At 65.3% G+C, this 997-nt stretch carries 1 protein-coding gene; it reads right to left on the bottom strand.

The annotated features are described in order from the left end of the window. Positions 1–31 precede the first annotated feature (31 nt). Positions 32–931, bottom strand: coding sequence for a transposase (locus D456_RS0123325; RefSeq protein ID WP_026116165.1), 900 nt, complete (start codon positions 929–931; stop codon positions 32–34). Positions 932–997 lie beyond the last annotated feature (66 nt).

A 997-nucleotide genomic window follows, 5' to 3' on the forward strand; every position in this document is an offset into this window, starting at 1 on the left:
CTAGATCGTTGATGGGAAATGTGTGCCCTGGTCAGTGGTCGTAGGCGACCAGTGACCGCTTGACCGGGGCGCCGATCTGCCAGTTGTGCCAGATGGCAGCGTTGAGGGCCAGGATCCGCTGGCAGGTGCGGGACCACAACCCCTCGGTGGTGCGTGCGGCATGACGTTCCAACCCGAGCTGGTTCTTCAATGTCCAAATGATCGCCTCGATCCGTTGGCGCAGCCAGGCGGGGAAGACCTTGGCCGGGGGTTGGGGCTCGTCGTGGCGAACTGGGCGGATCAGCAGATACCCCAGCTCAGCCGCGGCCCGCTCGGTCTGTGCGCCGGCGAAGCCCTTGTCGCACACGATCGGGGTGGGTCCCGTGGCAGGGGGTTGGACGTGCAGCAGGTGCAGGGCCTGCTTGCGTTCGTCGAGTTCTTTGGGGCTGGCCAGGCTGAAGGCGCATACCGTCCCCTCGGCGGTGGTGATGAGTATGAGCTTGGCGCCCCAGTAGAAGGCGTGGTGGGAGATGTCGCGCCCGTAGGCAGCGAGCTCTCCCATCTGTGAGCGGTTGACTGTGGTCCGTGAGGCTCCGCACCGCACGGGGGTGCCATCCATCAGGCGCAGCCGGTCGTCGTAGCTGGGCACGGCCCTGGCCAGCCACATCGCGACGGGAAACATCACGTGTGCGAGGTTGCGCAGGTGCCGGTTGTACTCGGACTGGCAGGGCAGACGGGGAAAGAGGTGGCCGATCCGGCCTGGGGCCAGGCGCAGCCATCGGCGTTCGTCGTCGCAGCGCAGCAGCACTTGGGCCACCGCCACGCAGACGAGTTCTGCGTCGGTGAGCAGTCGTGGGCGTCCCGGCCGTCGGGGCTGGTCGGTCGAAGGGATCACGTCATCGTCCAGATGGACGTAGAGTGCTGTTAGAAGGGCGTCTAGGTTGTTGGTCACACATCGATCTTGGGCGCCCTTCGTTGTGCTCGCGACCAGTTCAGAGATTTCCCATCAACGATCTAG

The sequence above is a fragment of the Nocardiopsis kunsanensis DSM 44524 genome (assembly GCF_000340965.1).
Lineage (GTDB): Bacteria > Actinomycetota > Actinomycetes > Streptosporangiales > Streptosporangiaceae > Nocardiopsis > Nocardiopsis kunsanensis.